Raw genomic sequence first — 22,820 nt, forward strand, 5'->3', positions numbered from 1 at the left:
CGCAATGAAATATGTGACCGCTACGGAGGCCGGCTTAGTCTCTTGCCACTCCTGCGGGCACGTGCAGCCGCACGTGCGTTCGGCCGCGCACCCGCGCTGCGCGCGCTGCAACGCACGGCTGCACGAGCGCCATCCGGACAGTCTCTCGCGCACCTGGGCGCTGCTCATCGCCGCGGCGGTGCTCTACATCCCGGCCAACCTGCTGCCGGTCATGCACACGGCCTCCCTCGTCGGCGACGAGGACGACACGATCATGAGCGGCATCGTGTACTTCTGGACCTCGGGCTCGTGGCCGCTCGCGGTGATCGTGTTCATCGCCAGCATACTCGTGCCGATGCTGAAGCTCTTCGTCCTCGCCCTGCTCGCCTTCACGGCAGGGCGCCGTTCGACCTGGCGCCCCGTCGAGCGCTCGAAGCTCTACCGGATCGTCGAGTTCATCGGCCGCTGGTCGATGCTGGACATCTTCGTGGTCACGCTGACGGTTGCGCTGGTACGCTTCCAGTCGCTGGCCGTGATCACGGCGCGCCCCGGTGCGATCGCATTCGGCTCGGTCGTGATCCTGACCATGCTGGCGTCGATGCAGTTCGACCCGCGTCTGATCTGGGACCCCGTGGACGACGATAAACAGAAGCCAACGCAATACTCTCAGGATCGCCCCCATGAATAACCCGAAAGGACCGAACCCGCCTTCCGCGGGCGGCCCGCTCCCGCCCGAGCTGCCCGAGCCCGAGATCGTCAAGCCGAAGCGCTGGCTGCCCTCGCTCGTCTGGATCGTGCCGCTCGTCGCCGCGCTGATCGGCGTCGCGCTCGTGGTGAAATCCGTGGCCACGCGCGGTCCCACCATTACGGTCAGCTTCGCGAGCGCCGAAGGCCTCGAGCCCGGCAAGACCAAGGTGAAGTACAAGGACGTCGACATCGGTTCCGTGCGCGCCGTCAAGCTCGCGCCGAACCTCTCGCACGTGCTGGCCACCATCGAGCTGACCAAGGACGCCGAAGCGTTCGCCGTGAAAGACAGCCGCTTCTGGGTGGTGCGCCCGCGCATTGGCGCAAGCGGCGTGTCGGGACTCTCCACGCTGCTTTCGGGCTCCTATATCGGCGCCGACGCGGGGCGCTCGAAGGAGACGGCCAGCGACTTCGTCGGGCTCGAAGCGCCGCCTGCCGTCACGATCGACGAGAAAGGCCACCGCTACACGCTGCACAGCGACACGCTCGGCTCGCTCGACATCGGTACGCCCATCTTCTTCCGGCGCATCCAGGTGGGCCAGGTGACGGGCTACTCGCTCGATCAGGACGGCACGGGCGTCACCGTGCAGGTGTTCGTCAGCGCGCCGTACGACCAGTACGTCGGCACCAACACGCGCTGGTGGCACGCGAGCGGCGTGAACGTGCAGCTCGATTCCAGCGGCATCAAGGTGGACACGCAGTCGCTCGCGACCATCGTGGTGGGCGGGCTGGCGTTCCAGGCGCCGCCGGGTAAGGCGATGGGCCCGCAAGCCCCCGAAAACGCCACCTTCACCCTCGCCGACAACGAATCCGATGCCATGCGCGAGCCCGACGGCACGCCGGTACGCGTCGTCATGTACTTCAACCAGTCGCTGCGCGGCCTTTCGGTGGGCGCGGCAGTGGACTTCCGCGGCATCGTGCTGGGCCAGGTCACCGATATCGGCATCGAATACGACCCGAAGGAGCACAATTTCGCGATGCCGGTCACGATCGACCTGTATCCGATGCGCCTCTCGCGTCGCATACATGGCGATAGCCCGGCGCCGCATACGCCCGAGGGCCGCGAGCTGCTCACGCGTCTCGTGCAGCGCGGACTGCGCGGCCAGTTGCGCACGGGCAATCTGCTCACGGGTCAGCTTTACGTGGCGCTCGACATCTTCCCGAAGGCCCCGCCCGCCACGGCGAATGTCGACCGCGACCCGATCGAGCTGCCCACCATCCCGAACTCGCTCGAAGAACTGCAGCTGCAGGTGGCCGACATTGCGAAGAAGCTCGACAAGATTCCGTTCGACCAGATCGGCACGAATCTGAACGACTCGCTCAAGAGCGCGAACCAGCTCTTTGCCCAGGTCAACAACGAGATCCTGCCGCAGATGCGCGGCACGCTCGACGAAGCCCAGAAGACCTTCGCCGCCGCCCAGTCGACCCTGCAGCAGGATTCGCCGCTGCAATCGGACGTGCATGAGGCGATGCAGCAGTTGACACGCACGCTGCAGTCGCTCAACGCGCTGTCCGATTATCTGGAACGCCACCCCGAATCGCTCTTGCGCGGCAAATCAGGAGATAACCCATGACGGTCGACCGGCTTCTCAAGCGCGCCGCCGCGGCTGGCGACCCCGCCGGCCAACCCGCCGGCCACCCCGCGCGCGCCGTGCCTGGCGCTCGCCGGGCCGCACTGGCGCTCGCCGCTACGGCAGCCATGCTGGCCGGCTGCGCGTCGCCTCCCAGCCAGTTCTACACGCTGAGCCCGACCGGCGATGCCGCGCGCACCACGCCAGCCGCCAATCCGGCCTGGCTGATCGAGCTCCCGCCGATCGACGTGCCGCCGCAAGTGGCCAAGGCACAGCTCGTCGTGCAGACGAGCGACAGTCAGGTCAAGGTGCTCGAAGAACGGCGCTGGTCGTCGATGCCCGGCGACGAGATCCGCCGTGCGCTGTCAGGCGACCTCACGCAGCAGCTCGGCACCATCGACGTGTACGGCTCGCCGTACCCCGCCGGCGCGCCCGTGTACCGCGTGAGCGTGAGGGTACAGCGCTTCGAGTCGTGGCCCGACTCGCATGCGCTCATCGACGCCGTCTGGAGCGTGCGCTCGCTCGCCACGCAAACGGTCATGACCTGCCGCAGCGTGTTCGACGAACCGGTTGGTACCGGCTACGACGCGCTCGTTGCCGGGCACCGGCGCGCGGTCGAGGCGCTTTCGACGGCGATTTCGAGCGGCGTGCGGGCGGTCGCGGCCGCGCCGCGGCCTGTCGCGTCAGCGGGCGGCGGCAAAAAGTCCGACTATCGTCCCACGCCGGCGACCGGCATTCCGTGCCCGTCCGCAGCAACGGACGCCGGCGCCGGCTGACCCTCTGCGCCAGGCCCCGCGCGGCGCCGCCCTGCGCCCGCCGTGCGGGGCCGGCGCACCAGTTCATCCTCCATGTTCCGCACGTTCAAGACCCTCTGGAAAAAATGGCGCGCCTCGCGCAGCGCCGGCCATCAACTCGACGCGCTGCTCGCGGTCGCCGACGCCGACGCCGACGCCCCCTACGCGGAGCGCAGCGACTGGCTGATCGAGCTCGCGCACTGGATCCACCGCGGCGGCAAGCTCGACGCCATGGCGAGCGCCGCGGACGCCGCCGACGCCGCGCCCGGCACGCCGCACCGCGCTCCGCCGGAGCACGCGCGCGTGCGCTACCTGCTGCACGTGCTCGACCGCAATCCGGCGTGGAAAGCGAACGTCGGCGCGATGGTGCGCGAGCTGCTGCGCGAGACCGACAGCATTTCGCTCCTGTGCGACGCCGGCATGCCGGTACATTCGGGTCTGGTCGGTTCGCTCCTGGAGCGCATCCAGGCGCAGCTGATTCCACCCGCGCCGAATCGCCGCGACCTCGCGGCGCTCGTCGCGCTGATGTTTCCGGCCGCGCACGATCCCGAATGGATCGCCACGCTGCCGCTCGATCTGCTGAGCCGCCTGCAGACGCTGATCGCCGAGCCGCAAGAGCAGGCTGCGGAAGAATCGCTCGCCGCCGCCGGCGAGACCCGTATCGCAGCGCCTGCGGACGGCGCGCCGGACTCGACTGCCAGCGCAGGATCAGACCTGCGCCCGAGCGATTTTTCCGTGGGTCTGCTAACGGCGCTCCATAACCTCACCTGTCAGATCAGCTCGACCGGACTTTCACCGACAGTGCGCAGCCGCCTGTCGGACGACGACGCCCGCGTAGCCGTCGAACGTCTGCCGTTCTTCCGCCTTACGCGCGCGATGCTCGCCGTCGAGAACGCGCGCGACGCGGGCGAGCCCGGCCGGCTGCTGCAGGAAGTGACGTGGCTGCGCGTTCTGCTGGATGGCTGCCGCGAGGCCACCGACGACGTCTTCGCCCACCTCTACCGCAACGGCGTGCGCGTCGATACGGTGTTCCAGGTCGAGCGCATGCGCATGCGGGTGCAGCGCGCGGAGCGGCTGCTCGATGCGTGGATGGCTTCCGACGATCTGCGCGTGCAGGCACGCCTCATCGCGGACCTCGTGAAGGCGAACCAGGCAAGCCAGAGCGTGGCGCACCTGCTGCGCAGCAACTTCGCGCTGCTCTCGCGCAAGGTAGTCGAGCTCTCCGCCGACACCGGCGAGCACTACATCGCCCGCGACCGTGCCGAATACCTGACGATGCTACGCATGGCCGCCGGCGGCGGGCTCGTGACGGCGGTGACGGTGTACGTGAAGTTCGGCATCACGGGCGCGCATCTGCCTTCGATGATCGAGGGCGTGTTCGCGGGGCTCAACTACGCGGTGAGCTTCCTCGTCATGCACTTCTGCCACTTCTCGCTCGCCACCAAGCAGCCCGCCATGACGGCCCCGACGCTCGCCCGCGAACTCGACGGCGCCGACGAGCCGGCCGGGCGGACGCGCTTCGTCTCGTCGGTGGTGGCGCTGATCCGCACCCAGGCGGCGGCCGTGCTCGGCAACGTGCTGCTCGTGTTCCCCGCCTGCCTCGCGATCCAGCTCGTGTGCGGGTGGCTGTTCCACGCCAACCTGATCTCCCCGGCAAAGGCGCACGCGACGCTCCAGTCGTTCTCGCTCGTCGGCCCGACACCGTTTTACGCGGCGCTGACCGGCGTGCTGCTGTGGGCGTCGAGCGTGTTCTCCGGCTGGGCCGACAACTGGTTCGTCCTGCATCGCGTGGAAGACGCGCTCGCCTGGAACCGGCGCCTGCGCATGACGCTCGGCACCACGGGTGCCGCGCGTTTCGCGCATTTTTGCCGCGTCAACGTGGCGGGCGTGTGGGGCAATGTCGTCCTCGGGCTCATGCTCGGGATTGTGCCGGCGGTCGTCTCGGCGATGGCGTTCCATTTCGAGGTGCGGCACGTGACGCTTTCGGCGGGGTCGATCGGCGTCGCGATGGGCGTGCTCGGCACCGCCACGCTCAAGTCCGGCGAGCTCTGGTGGGCCGTCGCGGGCGTGGCCAGCATGGCGGTGCTGAACGTGACAGTCAGCTTCGCATTTGCGCTGCAGATGGCGCTGCGTTCGCGCGACCTCGGACGCAAGGACGTGCGCCCGATCATGCGCGCGATCTGGCGGCGTATCACGCGACATCCGGCCGATCTGGTGTGGCCGATGCGCGCGTCGCAGAACACGGACGAAGCCGGGGGGCATTCAAGCAGGTAGTGAAGCGGCCACCGGGACGGGCCACCCTCGCAACCCGCGTACAATAGCGCCTTCCCCGCAGCGTCCCTTCCCCTCATGTCTTTCGAATTCTTTGCTCCCTGCCCGCGCGGCCTCGAAGCCGCGCTCGCCGCCGAACTGGCCGAAACCGCCACGCGGCGCCTGCCGCCCGGCGCGCTCACGGTGGGCGCCGAGGTGCCCGGCGGCGTGCATTTCCGCGGCAACTGGGCCGGCGGCATGGCCGCGAACCTGCACTCGCGCATCGCAAGCCGCGTGCTCCTGAAGATCGACCAGGGCCCGTACCGCAGCGAGCAGGATATCTACACGCTCGCCGCCGGACAGCGCTGGGAGCAGTGGTTCACGGCGAACGACACGCTGCGCGTCGACATCACGGCGATCAAGTCGCCGCTGCGCAGCCTCGAATTCGCGACGCTGCGCGTGAAGGACGCGATTTGCGACCGCATGCGCGCGAAGGCCGGCGCGCGTCCGAGCATCGACACCGCGTATCCCGACGTGCGCGTCTTCGCGTTCCTCACGGCCGGCGAGTGCACGCTCTATCTGGACACCTCGGGCGAGCCGCTCTTCAAGCGCGGCTGGCGCCTCGACAAGGGTGCGGCGCCGCTGCGCGAGAATCTCGCCGCCGGCATCCTGCGCCTGACCGGCTGGACGCCCGGCACGCCGCTCTATGACCCGATGTGCGGCAGCGGCACCTTCCTCGCCGAAGCGGCGCAGGTGGCGCTCGACATCGCGCCCGGACTCGAACGCAGCTTCGGCTTCGAGCGTCTCAAGCAGTTCGATTCGGCCGCCTGGCGCCACCTGAAGAGCGAGGCGAACACCGCACGCAACACGGCGCAAAGCCGCCCGCGCGAGCTGGAAATTTACGGCAGCGACATTTCGGACGTGATGCTGGAGAAAGCGCGCGCCAACTTCGCGCGCGCCGGGCTCGGCAGCGTGCCGCTCAAGCAGATCGACGCGCGCAACATGACGCCGCCCGCCGACGCGCCCGGCATTCTCGTGGCGAACCCGCCATACGGCGAGCGGATCGAAGTGCGCGGCCGCAACGCGCGGGGCGAGGCGCGGCCGACCGCGCGCTCGATGCGCGACGACCGGGACGACGACGGTGGCGAAGGTTTCCGCCGTGCCGAGACCGATGCGCCCGACAGCGAGTTCTTCCAGGCGCTGGGCGACGCGCTCAAGCAGCGCTTCACGGGCTGGCGCGCCTTCGTGCTGACTTCGGACCGCAAGCTGCCGGGGCAACTGCGACTGCGCGAATCCGCGAAGACGCCACTCTTCAACGGCGCGCTCGAATGCCGGCTGTTCCGCTTCGACCTGATCGCGGGCAGCGTGCGCCAGCGGCCCGCGAACGGCGGTGCGCAGACGAACGACAACGCCTGAGCGAACGGTAGCGCCCGCGTGCTATGAACGGGCCCCACGGGGTGCCCGGCGCAGCATGCGGAAAATTTTCGCACTCCAGAAATAACCCCTGCCTCCCGGATCGTCGCCGATCGCTGCTGACAGTACGTTGTCAGCAGCAGCCAGGCACACTTCCCTTACGCCATCCGGCGATTCCGCACTGCCCACCGTCAGTAGTCCGCATCCGAGGAGCGCATCATGTCGACCGAAGCATCCCGTGTCATCTCGTGGTTTGAAATTCCCGCGCACGATCTGGAGCGCGCCGCCCGCTTCTATGAAACGGCGCTCGATACGTCGCTGCAGCGCGAAGTGTTCGGCGGCGTGCCGGTGGCGCTGTTCGCGCACAACGAGGCCGAAACCGGCGGCTGCATCGTCTTCAATCCGCAGGACTTGAAGCCGGATTCGAAAGGCGTGCTCGTGTACCTGAACGCACAGCCTTCCGTGACGGCCGTGCTCGACCGCGTCGAGAAGGCCGGCGGCAAGAAGCAGGGCCCGGCGCTCGAGTTGCCGAACAACTATGGGTACATCGGCTTCTTCCTCGATACCGAAGGCAACCGCGTAGGGCTGCACGCGGCAAAGCTCGCCTGAGGCACGAGTCACGCGGGAGGCGCAGCCGGCTTGCGAACGAACGGCCTCGCTCCCGCCCGCCTTTGCGGGCATTGCCCACGGCCGCCGGCCCTCACGCGAGCAGCGCTATCATCGCGGCAGCGGCCGCTCCCAGCCAGACGGCCGCCCTCTCGCCGATACTTCGTTGCCCCCCAACGCGCTTTTGCCTATGTCACGTCGCGCAGACCGCCTCTTTCGCATTGCCGAGCTGTTGCGCGGCCGGCGCCTCACCACGGCACAGCAGCTTGCCGAATGGCTGGAGGTGTCGCCGCGCACGGTCTATCGGGATGTGCGCGACCTGCAACTGTCTGGCGTGCCGATCGAGGGTGAGGCGGGTATCGGCTACCGGCTCGCGCGCAGTGCGAGCCTGCCCCCGCTCTCCTTCACCGCCGACGAGCTCACGGCGCTCGCGGTGGGCGCCCGTATGGCCGAATCGTGGGGCGGTGCCGCGCTCGCGGGCGGGGCGCGCAGTTCGCTCGCCAAGATCGCGGCCGCCATGCCCGCGGACAAGCGGGTGGTTCTGGAGCGCCTCGCCGTGTTCGTGCCGTCGTTTCACGTCGACCGGGCGTTCTCCGAGAAAGTGGACGCGCTGCATCGCGCCGTCGATACGCGGCTCGTCGTGCGCTTCGCCTACTGCGACCGGCTCGGCGCCCATACGGAGCGGCGCGTGTGGCCGCTCGGGCTCGTCTATTGGGGCGCGCGCTGGACGGTGGGTGCGTGGTGTGAACTGCGCGAAGACTTCCGCAACTTCGACATCGCGCGCATGGACAAGGTCGAGGTGCTCGAATCGTTCCCCGATGTCAGCGGCCGCCGGCTCGCCGACTATATGCGCCGTGTGAAGGCGCCCTCACGCTAGTCGCGGCACACGGCGGCTCGCTCATCGATACGCCTCGCTCAGCGCAAAAAAAGCGCGCATCGCTGCGCGCCTTGCATGGCTTGTCCAGATGGACACGCGGCCGTCACTCCACCGCTTTCACCATATCCTCGATCACCTTCTTCGCGTCGCCGAACACCATCATCGTCTTGTCCATGTAGAAGAGTTCGTTGTCGAGCCCCGCGTACCCCGCCGCCATCGACCGCTTGTTCACGATGACTGTGCGCGCCTTGTACGCCTCGATGATCGGCATGCCCGCAATCGGCGACTTCGGATCGTTCTTCGCCGCCGGATTCACCACGTCGTTCGCGCCCAGCACCAGCACCACGTCGGTCTGGCCGAACTCGTTGTTGATGTCCTCCATCTCGAACACCATGTCGTAGGGCACCTCGGCTTCCGCCAGCAACACGTTCATGTGGCCCGGCATGCGGCCCGCCACCGGGTGGATCGCGTAACGCACGTCCACGCCTTTTTCGACGAGCTTGTCCGTGAGTTCCTTGAGCGCATGCTGCGCGCGCGCCACCGCGAGGCCATAGCCCGGCACGATCACGACGCTCTCCGCATTGCCGAGCATGAACGACGCATCCTCGGCCGAGCCCGACTTCACCGGGCGCTGCTCCTGCGCGCCGCCCGCCGCCGCCCCGCCCGCTTCGGCGCCGAAACCGCCCAGCAGCACGTTGAAGAACGAGCGGTTCATCGCGTGGCACATGATGTACGAGAGAATCGCCCCCGACGAGCCCACGAGCGACCCGGCAATGATCAGCATCGCGTTGTTCAGCGAGAAGCCGATGCCGGCCGCGGCCCACCCCGAGTACGAGTTCAGCATCGAGACCACGACGGGCATGTCCGCGCCGCCGATCGGAATGATGATGAGCACCCCGAGCGCGAACGCGATCAACGTCATGATGATGAACGGCAGCCACGATTGCGTCAGGAAGAACAGGATCCCGAAGCCGATCATGCCCAGCGCGAGCATCAGGTTGATGAGATGCTGGCCCGCGTAGACCACCGGCGCGCCCTGGAACAGGCGGAACTTGTACTTCCCCGAGAGTTTGCCGAATGCGATCACCGACCCGCTGAACGTAATCGCGCCCACGAACGTGCCGATGAAGAGCTCGATGCGGTTGCCGTACGGCAGGAAGCCCGCATAAGGCGCATCCTCGGCCACGAGCCCGAACGCGGCCGGTTCGGAGACCACCGCATAGGCGATGCACACGGCCGCGAGACCGATCAGCGAGTGCATGGCCGCGACGAGCTCTGGCATCTTCGTCATCTCGACGCGCGCGGCGACATAGGCGCCCACCCCGCCGCCGACCACGAGCGCGGCAAAGAGCAGCGCGAGACCCAGGCTCAGATTCGAGCCGAATTGCGCGGACTCCTTCACGATCATCGCGATCGTGGTGAGAATCGCGATGGCCATGCCGGTCATGCCGAACACATTGCCGGCGCGCGCGCTCTTCGGGTTCGAGAGCCCCTTGAGCGCCTGGATGAAGCAGACCGACGCCACCAGATAAAGCAGCGTAACGACGTTCATGCTCACGAAGTTCAGCCCCATCATGCGCCCTCCTTGCTGCCGGAGGCCGGGAGCTTCTTCGGCTCTTTTTTGCGGAACATCTCGAGCATGCGCCTTGTCACGAGGAAGCCCCCGAACACGTTGACGGACGCAAGCAGCACGGCAAACGTGCCGAAGAACTTGCCCGCGCCGCCCACGGTCAGGCCCGTGGCCAGCATCGCGCCGACGATCACGATCGCCGAAATCGCATTGGTCACGGCCATGAGCGGCGTATGCAGCGCGGGCGTGACGTTCCAGACCACGTGATAGCCCACGTACACGGCCAGCACGAAGATGATCAGGTTGATGACGGTATGATTGATGACTTCCATTGATTCGTTCTCCTTCTCGTCATGCCTTCTTCGTCACGGCCCCGTCGCGGGCCAGCAGCGTGGCCGCGACGATGTCGTCCGCGAGGTCGATGTTGAGCGTGCCTTCCTTCGTGAGAATCAGCTTCAGGAAGTCGAGCAGGTTGCGCGCGTAGAGCGACGAAGCGTCGGCGGCGACCATCGAAGCGAGGTTCGTGTAGCCGCAGATCTGCACGCCGTGCTGCGCGACCACCTGGTCGGCGACGGTGAGCGGGCAGTTGCCGCCGCGCCGCCCGCTCGCCGGATCGGCCACCGGGCCGCGCCCTGCCGCGAGATCGATCACCACCGAGCCCGGTTTCATCGCCTGCACGGTTTCGGCGGGCAAGAGCGTGGGCGCATCGCGGCCCGGGATCAGCGCGGTGGAGATCACGATGTCGGCCTGCTTCGCGCGTTCGTGGACCAGCGCCGACTGGCGCGCGAGCCACGACGGCGGCATGGGCCGCGCATAGCCGCCCACCCCCTGCGCCGCTTCGCGCTCCTCATCGGTTTCGTAGGGCACGTCGAGAAACTTCGCGCCCAGCGACTCGATCTGCTCCTTGACCGCGGGCCGCACGTCCGAGGCCTCGATCACGGCCCCCAGGCGCCGCGCCGTGGCAATCGCCTGCAGGCCCGCCACGCCCGCGCCGAGAATCAGCACGCGCGCGGCCTTCACGGTGCCGGCGGCGGTCATGAGCATGGGCATGAAACGCGGATAGAGGTTCGACGCCACCAGCACCGCCTTGTAGCCGGCGATGTTGGCTTGCGACGACAGCACGTCGAGACTCTGCGCGCGCGTGGTACGTGGCGCAGCTTCGAGCGCGAACGCAGTCAGTCCCGCCTCGGCAAGCTTTTGTGCGTTTTCCGCATTAAAGGGATCGAGCATGCCGACGAGCACGGCGCCGCGTTTCATGAACGGCAGCTCGCTGACGGTGGGTGATTGAACCTTGAGCACGAGGTCGGCGCCGAACGCGGCGGCGGCATCGGCGATCTGCGCGCCAACCCCGCTGTAGGCTTCGTCGGGAAAGCTTGCGCCGGCGCCCGCTCCGCTCTGCACGGTGACGGTGTGGCCCTGGGCGACGTACTTCTTGATTGTCTCCGGCGTCGCGGCCACGCGGCTTTCGTTTGCCCGCGTCTCTGCGGGTACTCCGATATGCATCGTTGAATCCTCCTCGACCTTCCAGCTATGTAAAGATTCGGGGGGCCGACGAGGTGCGCCGGCAAGTATTCTTTTTTCATGCAACGGCATAAGGACGCACCACTTTAACCGAAAGCCGGGGGCGGATCGATCCCAGAAAACCGGGGGTTGTGCGCCATCGCGAGCTGTGGCGAGCCCCCGCGGATAAACCGACCGGACGGTAATCCCGCCTGCCCGGCCACGCCCGCCGCCAGCAGCGCGAGGCGTGTCCCGGTAAAATGGCGGACCATGAACGAGGACACCTGGGCCCCGCACGTCACCGTGGCGGCCATCATCGAGCGTGACGGGCGCTTCCTGCTCGTCGAGGAGCGCACGCCGGCCGGCCTGCGCCTGAACCAGCCCGCAGGACATCTGGAGGCGGGCGAAACGCTCGCCGAAGCCGTGATGCGCGAAACGCTGGAAGAAAGCGCGTATGCGTTCACGCCCGAAGCGCTGGTCGGCGTCTACATGACGCATTTCGGCAAGCCGGGCGAAAGCGGCGCGACCTATCTGCGCTTCACGTATTGCGGCACGGTCGGCGTTGCGCCCGAAGACCGCGCGCTCGATCCCGATATCGTCCGCACGGTATGGATGAGCGCCGAGGAACTGCGCGCCGTGCCCGAGCGTCACCGCACGCCGCTCGTGATGCAGTGTGTCGACGATTACCTCGCGGGCGTGCGCGTACCGGTCGATTTCGTGCACGTGCATGCGGTGGGCCCCAAAACGGGACCCAAAACGGGACCCAAAGCAGACCCCAAGCCCGGTCCTCAAGGTTGAAGGCAGCAAGAGAGATGAGCAAACGCAAGATCGTGGTAGGCATGTCGGGCGGCGTCGATTCGTCGGTCACCGCATGGCTGCTCAAGGAGCAGGGGTTCGACGTCGTCGGTCTCTTCATGAAGAACTGGGAAGACGACGACGACGGCGAGTACTGCTCGACGCGCCAGGACTGGATCGACGTGGTGTCGGTGGCGGACCTGATCGGCATCGACGTCGAAGCCGTGAACTTCGCCGCCGAGTACAAGGATCGCGTGTTCGCCGAATTCCTGCGCGAATACTCGGCCGGCCGCACGCCGAACCCCGACGTGCTCTGCAACGCCGAGATCAAGTTCAAGGCGTTCCTTGACCACGCCATGTCGCTCGGCGCGGAAACGATCGCCACGGGCCACTATGCGCGCGTGCGCCAGAACGAAAGCAATGGGCGTTTCGAACTGCTGAAGGCCTTCGACCACACGAAAGATCAGTCGTACTTCCTGCATCGCCTGAACCAGGCCCAGCTCTCGAAGACGATGTTCCCGCTCGGCGAGATCCCGAAGACGAAGGTGCGTGAGATCGCCGAACAGATCGGACTGCCGAACGCGAAAAAGAAGGACTCCACCGGCATCTGTTTCATCGGCGAACGGCCGTTCCGCGACTTCCTGAACCGTTACCTACCCACGCAGCCGGGCCCGATGATGACGCCCGACGGCAAGGTGGCGGGCGAGCATATCGGCCTCGCGTTCTACACGTTCGGGCAGCGCAAAGGCATAGGCCTTGGCGGCAGCAAGGACGGCAGCGGCGATCCGTGGTTCGTGGCGGGCAAGGACATGGCGTCGAACACGCTGTACGTCGTGCAGGGCCACGATCATCCGTGGCTGCTCGCGCACGATCTGCGCGCCGGCAACGTGAGCTGGGTGGCGGGAGAACCGCCGGCCCCAGGCCATGCGTGCGGCGCGAAAACGCGCTACCGCCAGGCCGACGCGCGCTGCACCTTCGGTGGAGCCGGCGAAGGCCTGTTCTCGCTGCACTTCCCCGACGCGCAGTGGGCCGTGACGCCCGGCCAGTCGGCCGTGCTTTACGATGGCGACGTGTGCCTGGGCGGCGGGATCATTGAAGCGGTCGAGACGCTCGAGCCCCACGTCCCGGCCGTACCGCCGCCCGCGCCGGTGCGGGCGAAGCGAACCCGGCGCGCCCAGTCGCATACGCAAGGCACACCGGGCAAGCAACCCGCGCCGCTCGACGCCGCGGCAAGCAAGGCGTAAGCCTCTTCCCGGCACCGCACATTTTCCTGCCGGCTTCACGGCCAGTTTCACAAACTTGCGGCATCATTTGCGCCATCCGCGCCGACAGACGGCGCGGGAGCGGCGCATCGCCCGTCCACGCGGGCAAGACGCGCGCATCAGGTCAAGACACTGGAGCCCCTCATGTTTTCCCGACGTTATCTCGCGATGTGGATCGCCGTGCTCGTGGCGGTAGTCTGCGTCGCCGCTGCGGCGCTGCATCATCTGTCCTGGCTGTGCGCCATCGTACCCGTGCTGTTCGTCCTGCTCGGCCTCTACGACCTGACGCAAGAGCGCCACGCCATCCTGCGCAACTATCCGATCTGGGGCCATCTGCGCTTCTTCTTCGAGTTCGTGCGGCCCGAGATCCGCCAGTACTTCGTGGAAGACGACACCGACGAAAAGCCGTTCTCGCTCGCGCAACGCAGCCTCGTGTACCAGCGCGCCAAGAACGCCGTCGACAGCCGCCCCTACGGCACCGAACTCGACGTGAAGGCCGTTGGCCACGAGTGGATCAGCCACTCGCTCGCGCCGACGAAGATCCCGAACTGCGACTTCCGCGTGCTCGTGGGCGCGAGCCGCGCGCAGCCCTACTCGATATCGATCTTCAACGTCTCGGCGATGAGCTTCGGCTCGCTCTCCGCGAACGCGATCCGCGCGCTGAACCTCGGCGCGAAGAAAGGCGGCTTCGCGCACGACACGGGCGAAGGCTCGCTTTCGAAGTATCACCGCGAGAACGGCGGCGACATCATCTGGGAAATCGCCTCGGGCTACTTCGGCTGCCGCAACGACGACGGCACCTTCAGCGCCGAAAAATTCCAGCGCCTCGCGGGCGAACCGCAGGTGAAGATGATCGAGGTGAAGCTCTCGCAGGGCGCGAAGCCCGGTCACGGCGGCATGCTGCTGGCCGCGAAGGTCACGCCCGAGATCGCCGAAACGCGCGGCATTCCGATCGGCCAGGACTGCATCTCGCCGGCCCGCCATTCGGAGTTCTCGACGCCGCGCGGCCTGCTCGAATTCGTCGAGCGCCTGCGCACGCTCTCGGGCGGCAAGCCCACGGGCTTCAAGCTGTGCATCGGGCATCCGTGGGAATTCTTCGGCATCGCCAAGGCGATGCTCGAAACGGGCATCCTGCCGGACTTCATCGTGGTGGACGGCGCCGAGGGCGGCACGGGCGCGGCGCCCCTCGAATTCACCGACCATATCGGCACGCCGCTGCAGGAAGGGCTGCTGCTCGTGCACAACACGCTCGTCGGCATTGGCCTGCGCGACAAGATCAGGATCGGCGCGAGCGGCAAGATCATCACGGCGTTCGATATCGCGAAGACGCTCGCGATCGGCGCGGACTGGGTCAACTCGGCGCGCGGCTTCATGTTCGCGGTGGGCTGCATCCAGGCGCAGAAGTGCCACTCGGACCGCTGCCCGACCGGCGTGGCGACCCAGGACCCGGTGCGCCAGAAGGCGTTGAACGTGCCCGACAAGGGCGAGCGCGTGTTCAACTTCCACCACAACACGCTGCACGCGCTGCAGGAAATCCTTCAGGCGGCCGGTCTCGAGGGTCCGCAGGACCTGCGCGCGCACCATATCGTGCGACGCATTTCCTCATACGAGGTCAAGCTGATGTCGGACCTGCTCAAGTACCTGAAGCCGGGCGATCTGCTCGAAGGCCGCTACCGTTATCAGTTGTACGAGAAGTGGTGGCCGGTCGCGCAAAGCGACTCGTTCGCGCCGGAGGCGGAAAAGATCGTCTGACCGGCTCGCACGCGCGATGCTCGATGGGCGGCGGCAGACTGGCGCGCCGCAGCACATCGCACGGCGTCGCAGCGAAAGACAGTGCAGAACGGCGGCCCGGTGCCGCCGTTTTTGTTCCGGGCGTCAGCCCTGCGGAAAGGTATCCACGAACGACGGCCGCTGCGAGAGCTTCTCGAAATGGCGCGCGAGGTTCGGATGCGGATCGCGCCAGTTCAGATCGGGCGAGCGGAAGTCGAGATAGCCGAGCGCACAGCCCACCGCAATATCGGCCAGCGTGTAGCGGTTGCCCGCGCACCAGGTGTTGCCCGCAAGGCCCTTGGCCAGCGCGTTCAGGCCCGCGTCGACCTTGCGCCGCTGACGCTCGATCCAGGCTTCGCTGCGCTGCTCGGGCGTGCGCAGCGTGCCTTCGAGGCGGATCGCCACGAGGGCGTCGAGAACGCCGTCGGCAAGCGCCTCCCAGCAGCGCACCTCCACGCGTTCGCGCCCCGACGGCGGAATCAGCTTGCCCACCGGCGACAACGTATCGACGTATTCGCAGATCACGCGCGAGTCGAACACCGCCTCGCCGTCGTCCATCACGAGACACGGCACCTTGCCGAGCGGGGTGTAGTCGTGGATCGCGGTTTCCTCGCCCCACACGTTTTCGAGCACCAGCTTGTAGTCGATTTTCTTCTCGGCGAGCACGATCCGCGCCTTGCGGACATACGGGCTGCCAAGCGAACCGATAAGTTTCATCGCACCTGCCTTTTCTGGAATCCGGCCGAAGTATACGTTGGATTGACGCTGTTCTGACGGCGTCCCCGGCGACCGACCGGTTTTACGCGATAACGGTTGTGGGACGGATGCAACATCGGCCCTCGTTGCGCAGCGAGCGCGCATCGCCGGCACGGACGCCCAAGCGGCATTGCCTGGGGGAGCGCTACAATCGCACGATGGACACGACCCTCACGCATGCTTCGGCGACCCCGGCGGCCAGCCCGCTCCCCGACCCCTCTGCCGCCGACGCGCCGCGCGGCCCCGACGGCGGCGCCGCGCTCTACCGGGCGCGCCGCGAACGCGTGCTCGCCGCAATGCGCGCGCGCGGCGGCGGCATTGCGATCGTGCCCACGGCGCCCGAAGCGCTGCGCAACCGCGACGCCGACTACCCGTATCGCCACGACAGCTACTTTTATTACCTGACCGGCTTCACGGAGCCGGAAGCGCTGCTCGTGCTCGACGCAAGTGCGAACGACAACCAGCCTTCGTCCATCCTGTTCTGTCGCGCAAAGAATGCCGAGCGCGAGACGTGGGAAGGCTTCCGCTTCGGTCCGGAAGCGGCGCGCGAGGCCTTTGGCCTGGACGCCGCGTTCGCCTGCGACGAACTCGATACCCGCATACCGCAGCTCATCGCCAACCGGCCGGCGCTGCATTACGCGCTGGCCGCCTCGGAGCGCTTCGACGCGCAGGTGCGAGGCTGGACCGACACCGTGCGCGCGCTGGGACGCAGCGGCATCACGGCGCCGGCCGCGGCGTACGACTTGCTGCCGCTGCTCGACGATATGCGCGTGATCAAGGACGCCCACGAACTCGACACGATGCGCCGGGCGGCGAAAATCTCGGCGCTCGCGCATCGTCGCGCGATGGCCGCGTGCCGCCCCGGCATACGCGAGTACGAACTCGAAGCCGAGCTGCTCTATACGTTCCGCAAGCACGGCGCGCAAGGGCCGGCCTACGGCTCGATCGTCGCGGCCGGCGCCAACGCGTGCGTGCTGCACTACCCGGCCGGCAACGCGGTGGCGCGCGAAGGCGACCTGATCCTGATCGATGCGGCGTGCGAACTGAACGGCTATGCCTCCGACATCACGCGCACGTTCCCGGCCAGCGGCCGCTACACGAGCGCGCAGCGCGAACTGTACGACATCGTGCTCGCGGCGCAGCAGGCGGCCATCGACGCAACGCGCCCGGGCGTGCACTTCGAGGCGCCGCACGATGCGGCCGTGCGCGTGCTGGCGCAAGGGCTTCTCGACACCGGCATCGTGGACCGCCAGAAGTTCGCAAGCGTGGACGACGTGATCGCCGGGCGCGCCTATGCGCGCTTCTACATGCACCGCACGGGCCACTGGCTCGGCATGGACGTGCACGATGCGGGCGATTACCGCGAGCGCGGCCCGCAGAACGGCGCGCACATGGCGCCGGCCGGCGACGCCGCGCCGCCGTGGCGTACGCTGCACCCCGGCATGACGCTCACGGTCGAACCGGGCCTGTACGTGCGCGCGGCCGAAGACGTGCCCGAGCGCTACTGGGACATCGGCATCCGCATCGAGGACGACGCGATCGTGACCGGGACGGGCTGCGAACTGATCACGCGCGACGTGCCGGTCGAGGCCGCCGAAATCGAGGCGTTGATGCAACAAGCGCAGGAAGCGCGCGGGCACGCCTGACCTCCCGGCGCCCGACGAGCAAGAACGAACCCGAAGAATCACCATGAACGCAGCTTCCGAGACCTTCGCGGCCACGCCGGCGGACACCGCCGTCCCGCCGTTCGACTATGACGTGACCATCGTCGGCGCCGGGCCTGTAGGCATGGCGCTCGCCGGCTGGCTCGCGCGGCGCAGCGCAACCGCCGCGCTGTCGATCGCGCTGATCGACGCGCGCGAGCCCGAGGACAGCAGCGGCGACCCGCGCGCCATCGCCGTCTCGCAGGGCAGCCGCACGCTGCTCGAAGCGCTCGCCTGGCCGCACGACGCCACCGCCATCGAACGCATTCACGTCTCGCAGCGCGGCCACTTCGGCCGCACGCTGATCGACCGCCGCGACTACCACTTGCCCGCACTCGGCTATGTCGCGCGCTACGGCTCGATCGTGCAGTCGCTCGCACAAGGCGTGCGCCGCACCCCCGTGCATTGGCTGCATCGGACTCACGCGCTCGATCCCGTCGTCGAGCACGACGGCGTGACGCTGCCTGTCGTCAGCGCGGGCGCCGAGCGCCGGCTGCGCACGCGCATCCTCGTGAATGCAGAGGGAGGACTCTACCGTCCGCCTTCGGACCGGGCCGCGCACGGCGATCCCGACGCCGGCGCGAACGCCGCGAAGGAAGCCGCCGCACGCGCCAACGGCGAAACGAAGCACACGCGCGACTACGGCCAGACAGCGCTGGTCGGCGTGGTGACGGTGTCGGCACCGCAGCCGCACGTCGCCTGGGAACGCTTCACGAACGAAGGCCCGATTGCACTCCTGCCGATGGGCGGCGTGCGCGGGGCGGACTACGCGCTCGTCTGGTGCTGCTCGCCCGACGAAGGCACGCGGCGCGCGCAGCTTTCCGACGCCGACTTCCTCGCGGAACTCGACGTCGCCTTCGGCTCGCGCATGGGCCGCTTCACGCAGATCCACGGACGCGCGGCGTTCCCGCTCGGCCTTTCGGCGCTCGATGCGCTCGTGATCGGCCACGGCCGCATCGCGGCGGTGGGCAACGCCGCGCAGACGCTGCATCCGGTGGCGGGCCAGGGGCTCAACCTGGGCCTGCGCGACGCGCATGCGCTCGCCGACTCGCTCGCCCAGCACGGCGCGACGCCGCTCGCGCTCGGCGACTTCGCGGGCCGCCGGGCCTTCGACCGGCGCATGACGATAGGTGCGACGGACACGCTCGCCCGGCTCTTCACCGTAGACGTCGCGCCGCTCGCCACGCTGCGCGGGCTCGCGCTCACGGCGCTCGAATTCGTGCCGCCCGTCAAGAAGGCGCTCGCCCGGCAGATGATGTTCGGGCAGCGGACCTGAAACGCGCCTGCGCAGTCCGTGTTCACGCACAAACGCCTCGCGTTACAGGGTCGAATCGCTTTTCAATAAATTCGCGGCGATGTCGTTATAAGAGCGGTGCAACGGCGCTTCGCGGCAAGGTTTCAGCACCGCGCAGCGCGACCGCGCATCTCGCTTACGCTAAAATACGCGTTTCCCCTTTTTCCAGCCATCGCTGCGCCGGCGTTTCCGAGATTTTCGGGACGCATCGCGGCGGCGGTGTTTTCCGGGCGTCATGCTTACCATCGGCCGTCACATCCTGCGCAACAACCTGTTCGTCGCCCCCATGGCGGGCGTCACGGACCGGCCGTTCCGCCAGCTGTGCAAACGGCTCGGCGCGGGCTATGCGGTTTCGGAAATGGTGGCGTCGAACGCCCAGCTCTGGAAGAGCGAAAAGACCCAGCGCCGCGCGAATCACGCGGGCGAGGTCGAACCGATCGCCGTGCAGATCGCCGGCGCCGATCCGGCGATGATGGCCGAAGCCGCGCGCTACAACGTCGCGAACGGCGCCCAGATCATCGACATCAACATGGGCTGCCCGGCCAAGAAGGTGTGCAATGTGGCGGCGGGTTCTGCGCTGCTGCAGAACGAGCCGCTCGTCGCGCGCATCGTCAAGGCCGTGGTGGATGCCGTGGGCACGGGGCCCGACGCGGTGCCCGTCACGCTCAAGATCCGCACGGGCTGGGACCGCCAGAATCGCAACGCTCTGACGGTCGCGCGCATCGCAGAGGACTGCGGCATATCGATGCTGACCGTGCACGGCCGCACGCGCGCGGATCTCTATCACGGCGAAGCGGAGTACGAAACGATTGCCGCGGTGAAAGCCGCCGCGCGCATTCCGGTGGTCGCCAACGGCGACATCGCCACGCCGCAGAAGGCACGCGACGTGCTCGCCTGCACCGGTGCCGACGCCATCATGATCGGCCGCGCGGCGCAGGGCCGGCCGTGGCTCTTTCGGGAGATCGAACATTTCATCGCTACCGGCGAGCTGCTGCCGCCGCCGCGCGTCGATGAAATCCAGTCGATCATGAACGAGCACCTCGAAGACCACTACGCGTTTTATGGCGAATTTACGGGTGTGCGTACTGCGCGCAAGCATATCGGCTGGTACACTCGCGGCCTTTGCGGCGCCAATACGTTCCGGCACCGCATGAATACGCTGGACACCACACGCGAACAGCTCCTCGCCGTCAACCAGTTCTTCGACGAACAAAAAGCGCGCTCGGAACGCCTCCTCTACGAGGACGAAGGCAACCAGAGCGGCCAGGACGGCGCAGGCGAAACAACCGATCGACTGGCAGCATGAGCAAGCACAACATCGAACAATGCGTCCGCGAGAGTCTGGGCATCTACTTCCAGGATCTCGACGGCTCCAACCCGCACGACGTTTATGAAATGGTGATTTCGATCGTCGAAAAACCGATGCTCGAGGTGGTACTCGAGCAGGCCGGCGGCAACCAGTCGCTGGCCGCCGAGTATCTCGGCATCAACCGCAACACGCTGCGCAAGAAGCTTCAGCAGCACGGCCTGCTGTAGGGCCGGCTTTCAAGCCTCTGGCGCGGCCTCCTCGATCTCTTCGGCTCCCTTCCCCATCATGATCCAGCAAGCGCTCATCTCCGTTTCCGACAAGTCGGGCATCGTCGACTTCGCGAAATCGCTCTCCTCGCTCGGCGTCAAGCTCCTCTCGACCGGCGGCACCGCGAAACTGCTCGCGGACGCGGGCCTTCCCGTCACCGAAGTGGCCGACTACACCGGCTTTCCGGAAATGCTCGATGGGCGCGTGAAAACGCTGCATCCGAAGGTGCACGGCGGCATTCTCGCGCGCCGCGACCTGCCCGAGCACATGGCCGCGCTCGAGAAGCACGACATCCCCACCATCGACCTGCTGGTGGTGAACCTGTACCCGTTCGTGCAGACCGTCGCGAAGGACGAGTGCACGCTGGAAGACGCGATCGAGAACATCGACATCGGCGGCCCGACCATGCTGCGCTCGGCGGCGAAGAACCATCGCGACGTGACCGTGATCGTCGACCCGGCCGACTACGCGACCGTGCTCGAAGAAATGCGCGCGAACGGCAACAGCGTGAGCTACGGCACGAACTTCCGCCTCGCGACCAAGGTGTTTGCGCATACGGCGCAGTACGACGGTGCGATCACAAACTACCTCACGAGCCTCACCGGCGAGCTCGAACACAAGTCGCGCAACACCTACCCGGCCGTGCTGAACCTCGCCTTCGACAAGGTACAGGACCTGCGCTACGGCGAGAACCCGCATCAAACCGCCGCGTTCTACCGCGACCTGGCTACGCCCGCCGGCGCGCTGGCGAACTACACGCAACTGCAGGGCAAGGAACTCTCGTACAACAACATCGCCGACTCGGACGCGGCGTGGGAATGCGTGAAGACCTTCGACGCGCCCGCCTGCGTGATCATCAAGCACGCGAATCCGTGCGGCGTGGCCGTGGGCAAGGACGCGCACGAGGCCTACTCGAAGGCGTTCCAGACCGACCCGACCTCGGCGTTCGGCGGCATCATCGCGTTCAACCGCGAAGTGGACGAAGCCGCGGCGCAGGCCGTGTCGAAGCAGTTCGTCGAAGTGTTGATCGCGCCGTCGTTCTCGGCGGCCGCGAAGGGCGTGTTCTCCGCCAAGCAGAACGTGCGTCTGCTAGAGATCGCTCTGGGCGAAGGCCATAACGCCTTCGATCTGAAGCGCGTGGGCGGCGGCCTGCTCGTGCAATCGCTCGATTCGAAGAACGTGCAGCCGCACGAACTGCGCGTGGTGACGAAGCGCCACCCCACTCCGAAGGAAATGGACGACCTGCTGTTCGCCTGGCGCGTCGCGAAGTTCGTGAAGTCCAACGCCATTGTGTTCTGCGCGAACGGCATGACGATGGGCGTGGGCGCGGGCCAGATGAGCCGCGTGGACTCGGCGCGCATCGCCAGCATCAAGGCCGAAAACGCGGGCCTCAAGCTCGCCGGCACGGCCGTGGCGTCGGACGCGTTCTTCCCGTTCCGCGACGGCCTCGACGTGGTGGTGAACGCGGGCGCGACCTGCGTGATCCAGCCGGGCGGCTCGATGCGCGACGACGAAGTGATCGCCGCCGCCGACGAGCACAACATCGCCATGGTGGTGACGGGCATCCGCCACTTCCGTCACTAAACGCTCGCGCACCGCGCGCCGCCTTCCGGTGGCGTGCAGGATGCTCGCCAAGGCCCGCCGGAGTGCATCCCGCGGGCCTTTTTGCTTGCCTCGCCCGCTCGCGGGCGGCGGCCCGTTCGTTGTAACATCGCAGGCATATCTGCTTTTCCGGCCTTTCATGAGAATCATCGGCATCGACCCAGGCTTGCGCGTGACCGGCTTCGGCGTGATCGAACGGCATGGCCATCAGCTCACGTACGTCGCGAGCGGCGTGATCCGCACCGGCGACGCCGACCTGCCCACGCGCCTCGGCACGATCTACGAAGGGGTCTCCACGCTGATCCGCCAGCACGCGCCCGACCAGGCCGCAATCGAAAAGGTGTTCGTCAACGTCAATCCGCAATCGACGCTGCTGCTCGGGCAGGCGCGCGGCGCGGCTATCTGCGGGCTCGTCTCGGGCGGGGTGCCGGTGGCCGAATACACGGCGCTGCAACTGAAGCAGGCGGTGGTGGGCTATGGCCGCGCCACCAAGGAGCAGATGCAGCAGATGGTGGTGCGCCTCTTGAGCCTCACGGGCATGCCCGGCACCGATGCCGCCGACGCGCTCGGCATGGCCATCTGTCACGCCCACGGCGGCGACACCCTCGCGGCGCTCGGCGGGCTCGCGCCCACGCTCGCGAAAAAGGGCATGCGGGTGCGGCGCGGGCGGCTGATCGGGTAATGCCCCTGGCCTTACGGCCAACGTCCGCCCTCGTCCGCTTTAGCCGCGCCGGCGGGCCCCGCGCTCCGCTACACTC

General features: G+C 67.5%; 20 protein-coding genes. 16 read left to right on the forward strand and 4 right to left on the reverse strand.

What is annotated here, in order from left to right; all coding sequences use genetic code 11:
- The first annotated feature begins 4 nt into the window (after positions 1–4).
- The 7 genes from V8683_RS16370 (at position 5) to V8683_RS16400 (ending at position 8,234) form a co-directional block, all read left to right on the forward strand.
- Positions 5–667, forward strand: a complete 663-nt coding sequence (locus V8683_RS16370) for a paraquat-inducible protein A (protein WP_411187012.1) — start codon at positions 5–7, stop codon at positions 665–667.
- A complete protein-coding gene (locus tag V8683_RS16375; protein ID WP_411187014.1) occupies positions 660–2,297 on the forward strand; it encodes a PqiB family protein in 1,638 nt (545 codons plus the stop codon). Before V8683_RS16370 ends, V8683_RS16375 begins: the two co-directional genes overlap by 8 nt.
- Positions 2,298–2,422: 125 nt before the next feature.
- Positions 2,423–3,070 (forward strand): PqiC family protein, encoded by a 648-nt coding sequence (locus V8683_RS16380; protein WP_411190442.1) that lies wholly within the window; start codon positions 2,423–2,425, stop codon positions 3,068–3,070.
- 72 nt (positions 3,071–3,142) lie between these two features.
- Complete coding sequence (locus V8683_RS16385) at positions 3,143–5,362, forward strand: site-specific recombinase (protein WP_411187016.1); 2,220 nt, start codon at positions 3,143–3,145, stop codon at positions 5,360–5,362.
- A 75-nt stretch (positions 5,363–5,437) separates the two neighbouring features.
- On the forward strand, positions 5,438–6,754 hold the full coding sequence (locus tag V8683_RS16390) for a THUMP domain-containing class I SAM-dependent RNA methyltransferase (protein ID WP_411187017.1): 1,317 nt from the start codon (positions 5,438–5,440) through the stop codon (positions 6,752–6,754).
- A gap of 216 nt (positions 6,755–6,970) precedes the next feature.
- On the forward strand, positions 6,971–7,360 hold the full coding sequence (locus V8683_RS16395; RefSeq protein WP_411187018.1) for a VOC family protein: 390 nt from the start codon (positions 6,971–6,973) through the stop codon (positions 7,358–7,360).
- A gap of 187 nt (positions 7,361–7,547) precedes the next feature.
- Positions 7,548–8,234, forward strand: a complete 687-nt coding sequence (locus tag V8683_RS16400) for a helix-turn-helix transcriptional regulator (RefSeq protein WP_411187019.1) — start codon at positions 7,548–7,550, stop codon at positions 8,232–8,234.
- A 103-nt stretch (positions 8,235–8,337) separates the two neighbouring features.
- On the opposite strand, the gene V8683_RS16405 is transcribed toward V8683_RS16400, so the two are convergent.
- The 3 genes from V8683_RS16405 to V8683_RS16415 are packed head-to-tail and all read right to left on the reverse strand — an operon-like array spanning position 8,338 to position 11,307.
- Entirely contained in the window at positions 8,338–9,792 is a 1,455-nt protein-coding gene (locus V8683_RS16405; protein WP_411190443.1) for an NAD(P)(+) transhydrogenase (Re/Si-specific) subunit beta, read from the reverse strand.
- Between the two features lie 14 nt (positions 9,793–9,806).
- Complete coding sequence (locus V8683_RS16410) at positions 9,807–10,136, reverse strand: NAD(P) transhydrogenase subunit alpha part 2 (protein WP_411187020.1); 330 nt, start codon at positions 10,134–10,136, stop codon at positions 9,807–9,809.
- Positions 10,137–10,155: 19 nt separating this feature from the next.
- Positions 10,156–11,307: a Re/Si-specific NAD(P)(+) transhydrogenase subunit alpha gene (locus V8683_RS16415; RefSeq protein WP_411187022.1), complete on the reverse strand. Its 1,152-nt coding sequence runs from the start codon at positions 11,305–11,307 to the stop codon at positions 10,156–10,158.
- Positions 11,308–11,574: 267 nt separating this feature from the next.
- Here V8683_RS16415 and V8683_RS16420 point away from each other — a divergent pair, with 267 nt between their 5' ends.
- The 3 genes from V8683_RS16420 (at position 11,575) to V8683_RS16430 (ending at position 15,113) form a co-directional block, all read left to right on the forward strand.
- Entirely contained in the window at positions 11,575–12,102 is a 528-nt protein-coding gene (locus V8683_RS16420) for an NUDIX hydrolase (RefSeq protein WP_411187024.1), read from the forward strand.
- Positions 12,103–12,116: 14 nt separating this feature from the next.
- Positions 12,117–13,343 (forward strand): tRNA 2-thiouridine(34) synthase MnmA, encoded by a 1,227-nt coding sequence (mnmA, locus tag V8683_RS16425; RefSeq protein ID WP_411187026.1) that lies wholly within the window; start codon positions 12,117–12,119, stop codon positions 13,341–13,343.
- Positions 13,344–13,505: 162 nt separating this feature from the next.
- Entirely contained in the window at positions 13,506–15,113 is a 1,608-nt protein-coding gene (locus tag V8683_RS16430) for an FMN-binding glutamate synthase family protein (RefSeq protein WP_411187028.1), read from the forward strand.
- 123 nt (positions 15,114–15,236) lie between these two features.
- On the opposite strand, the gene V8683_RS16435 is transcribed toward V8683_RS16430, so the two are convergent.
- Positions 15,237–15,848, reverse strand: a complete 612-nt coding sequence (locus V8683_RS16435; RefSeq protein ID WP_411187029.1) for a glutathione S-transferase C-terminal domain-containing protein — start codon at positions 15,846–15,848, stop codon at positions 15,237–15,239.
- Positions 15,849–16,045: 197 nt separating this feature from the next.
- On the opposite strand from V8683_RS16435, the gene V8683_RS16440 reads away from it, so the two are divergent.
- The 6 genes from V8683_RS16440 (at position 16,046) to ruvC (ending at position 22,744) form a co-directional block, all read left to right on the forward strand.
- A complete protein-coding gene (locus V8683_RS16440; RefSeq protein ID WP_411187031.1) occupies positions 16,046–17,533 on the forward strand; it encodes an aminopeptidase P N-terminal domain-containing protein in 1,488 nt (495 codons plus the stop codon).
- Between the two features lie 43 nt (positions 17,534–17,576).
- Positions 17,577–18,866: a UbiH/UbiF/VisC/COQ6 family ubiquinone biosynthesis hydroxylase gene (locus tag V8683_RS16445; protein WP_411187033.1), complete on the forward strand. Its 1,290-nt coding sequence runs from the start codon at positions 17,577–17,579 to the stop codon at positions 18,864–18,866.
- 253 nt (positions 18,867–19,119) lie between these two features.
- Positions 19,120–20,190, forward strand: a complete 1,071-nt coding sequence (gene dusB, locus V8683_RS16450) for a tRNA dihydrouridine synthase DusB (protein WP_411187034.1) — start codon at positions 19,120–19,122, stop codon at positions 20,188–20,190.
- Entirely contained in the window at positions 20,187–20,420 is a 234-nt protein-coding gene (locus V8683_RS16455) for a Fis family transcriptional regulator (RefSeq protein WP_027795824.1), read from the forward strand. The genes dusB and V8683_RS16455 overlap by 4 nt, the downstream gene beginning before the upstream one ends.
- A gap of 58 nt (positions 20,421–20,478) precedes the next feature.
- The gene (purH, locus tag V8683_RS16460; RefSeq protein ID WP_411187036.1) at positions 20,479–22,044 is read left to right on the forward strand and encodes a bifunctional phosphoribosylaminoimidazolecarboxamide formyltransferase/IMP cyclohydrolase; all 1,566 of its coding nucleotides are present in this window, start codon (positions 20,479–20,481) and stop codon (positions 22,042–22,044) included.
- Positions 22,045–22,201: 157 nt separating this feature from the next.
- Positions 22,202–22,744 carry a crossover junction endodeoxyribonuclease RuvC gene (ruvC, locus tag V8683_RS16465; RefSeq protein WP_411187038.1) on the forward strand — a complete coding sequence of 181 codons (543 nt, stop codon included), beginning with the start codon at positions 22,202–22,204 and terminating at the stop codon, positions 22,742–22,744.
- The last annotated feature ends 76 nt before the right edge of the window (positions 22,745–22,820 follow it).

The organism is Paraburkholderia sp. AV2, assembly GCF_054968425.1.

Bases quoted from the DNA above. Each gene is read 5' to 3' on its own strand.
- V8683_RS16370 (WP_411187012.1), top strand. From the start codon at position 5: ATGAAATATGTGACCGCTACGGAGGCCGGCTTAGTCTCTTGCCACTCC.
- V8683_RS16375 (WP_411187014.1), top strand. From the start codon at position 660: ATGAATAACCCGAAAGGACCGAACCCGCCTTCCGCGGGCGGCCCGCTC.
- V8683_RS16380 (WP_411190442.1), top strand. From the start codon at position 2,423: ATGCTGGCCGGCTGCGCGTCGCCTCCCAGCCAGTTCTACACGCTGAGC.
- V8683_RS16385 (WP_411187016.1), top strand. From the start codon at position 3,143: ATGTTCCGCACGTTCAAGACCCTCTGGAAAAAATGGCGCGCCTCGCGC.
- V8683_RS16390 (WP_411187017.1), top strand. From the start codon at position 5,438: ATGTCTTTCGAATTCTTTGCTCCCTGCCCGCGCGGCCTCGAAGCCGCG.
- V8683_RS16395 (WP_411187018.1), top strand. From the start codon at position 6,971: ATGTCGACCGAAGCATCCCGTGTCATCTCGTGGTTTGAAATTCCCGCG.
- V8683_RS16400 (WP_411187019.1), top strand. From the start codon at position 7,548: ATGTCACGTCGCGCAGACCGCCTCTTTCGCATTGCCGAGCTGTTGCGC.
- V8683_RS16410 (WP_411187020.1), bottom strand. From the start codon at position 10,136: ATGGAAGTCATCAATCATACCGTCATCAACCTGATCATCTTCGTGCTG.
- V8683_RS16415 (WP_411187022.1), bottom strand. From the start codon at position 11,307: ATGCATATCGGAGTACCCGCAGAGACGCGGGCAAACGAAAGCCGCGTG.
- V8683_RS16420 (WP_411187024.1), top strand. From the start codon at position 11,575: ATGAACGAGGACACCTGGGCCCCGCACGTCACCGTGGCGGCCATCATC.
- mnmA (WP_411187026.1), top strand. From the start codon at position 12,117: ATGAGCAAACGCAAGATCGTGGTAGGCATGTCGGGCGGCGTCGATTCG.
- V8683_RS16430 (WP_411187028.1), top strand. From the start codon at position 13,506: ATGTTTTCCCGACGTTATCTCGCGATGTGGATCGCCGTGCTCGTGGCG.
- V8683_RS16435 (WP_411187029.1), bottom strand. From the start codon at position 15,848: ATGAAACTTATCGGTTCGCTTGGCAGCCCGTATGTCCGCAAGGCGCGG.
- V8683_RS16440 (WP_411187031.1), top strand. From the start codon at position 16,046: ATGGACACGACCCTCACGCATGCTTCGGCGACCCCGGCGGCCAGCCCG.
- V8683_RS16445 (WP_411187033.1), top strand. From the start codon at position 17,577: ATGAACGCAGCTTCCGAGACCTTCGCGGCCACGCCGGCGGACACCGCC.
- dusB (WP_411187034.1), top strand. From the start codon at position 19,120: ATGCTTACCATCGGCCGTCACATCCTGCGCAACAACCTGTTCGTCGCC.
- V8683_RS16455 (WP_027795824.1), top strand. From the start codon at position 20,187: ATGAGCAAGCACAACATCGAACAATGCGTCCGCGAGAGTCTGGGCATC.
- purH (WP_411187036.1), top strand. From the start codon at position 20,479: ATGATCCAGCAAGCGCTCATCTCCGTTTCCGACAAGTCGGGCATCGTC.
- ruvC (WP_411187038.1), top strand. From the start codon at position 22,202: ATGAGAATCATCGGCATCGACCCAGGCTTGCGCGTGACCGGCTTCGGC.